At 42.0% G+C, this 666-nt stretch carries 2 protein-coding genes; both read right to left on the reverse strand.

Features of this window, described 5'->3' with window-relative positions; translation table 11 throughout:
• Positions 1-154, reverse strand: a 154-nt coding sequence (locus Xkoz_RS19300) for a Mov34/MPN/PAD-1 family protein (RefSeq protein WP_422646046.1), incomplete at its 3' end; no start/stop codon positions are given.
• A gap of 57 nt (positions 155-211) precedes the next feature.
• Positions 212-508, reverse strand: coding sequence for a hypothetical protein (locus Xkoz_RS19305; RefSeq protein WP_099143530.1), 297 nt, complete (start codon positions 506-508; stop codon positions 212-214).
• Positions 509-666 lie beyond the last annotated feature (158 nt).

The raw sequence follows: 666 nt of genomic DNA on the forward strand, positions 1-666 counted from the left end.
ATTGTTCTGTGGGTGAGGGAGCCGTGTTGCGACAGCGGATATATTGCTGTTTGCGGCTATTTTGAATCACCAGACCGCAGCATTCATTGGGGTATTCGGTCTGCGCGTGATCCATGATGGAGTGGATAATATGGGGGCGCATGTAAAGCTCCATAACAAAAAAGCCCCAAAAAGGGGCTGATTTTTCATTCAATAATAACAACGAATAAGTTTACGATTTTTGTATCTCTTCAATTTCCTGTAATCTTTTCTCTATTTCTTTTTTGTGTTCAGCAAAATTGCGTATATCACACTCTTCTTTTTTGAGCTGAGTTTCTAACTCCCCTTTGCTGTATTGCTGCAACTCGCTAACAGATTCGACAGGAGTTCTTATCGATTCATCTAATGCCTCCTTTAACCCTCGCTCTGAATACTTCGGGCACCCCTCATACCAATACCCTTCCTGAGCAGCAGCATATGAGGATAAAAACAACAACGCAGTGACAACAAAAGGTAGGCGATATTTCATGTTATTGTCCTATCTACAAAATTTAGACTGGTCATCATATCACCTATTTGTAGCAAATAATCACCGCCTTAACAAAGCAGAGCCGGAAAACCCACCAAACGGCAATTGTGCATCTTCTCCATGTCGGCTTTTGCAATCACTCATTAAGCCACCACATG

Source organism: Xenorhabdus kozodoii (genome assembly GCF_002632875.1).
Taxonomy (GTDB): domain Bacteria; phylum Pseudomonadota; class Gammaproteobacteria; order Enterobacterales; family Enterobacteriaceae; genus Xenorhabdus; species Xenorhabdus kozodoii.

Excerpts from the sequence above, each read along its gene's own strand:
- Xkoz_RS19305 (WP_099143530.1), bottom strand. The coding sequence starts at position 508 with ATGAAATATCGCCTACCTTTTGTTGTCACTGCGTTGTTGTTTTTATCC.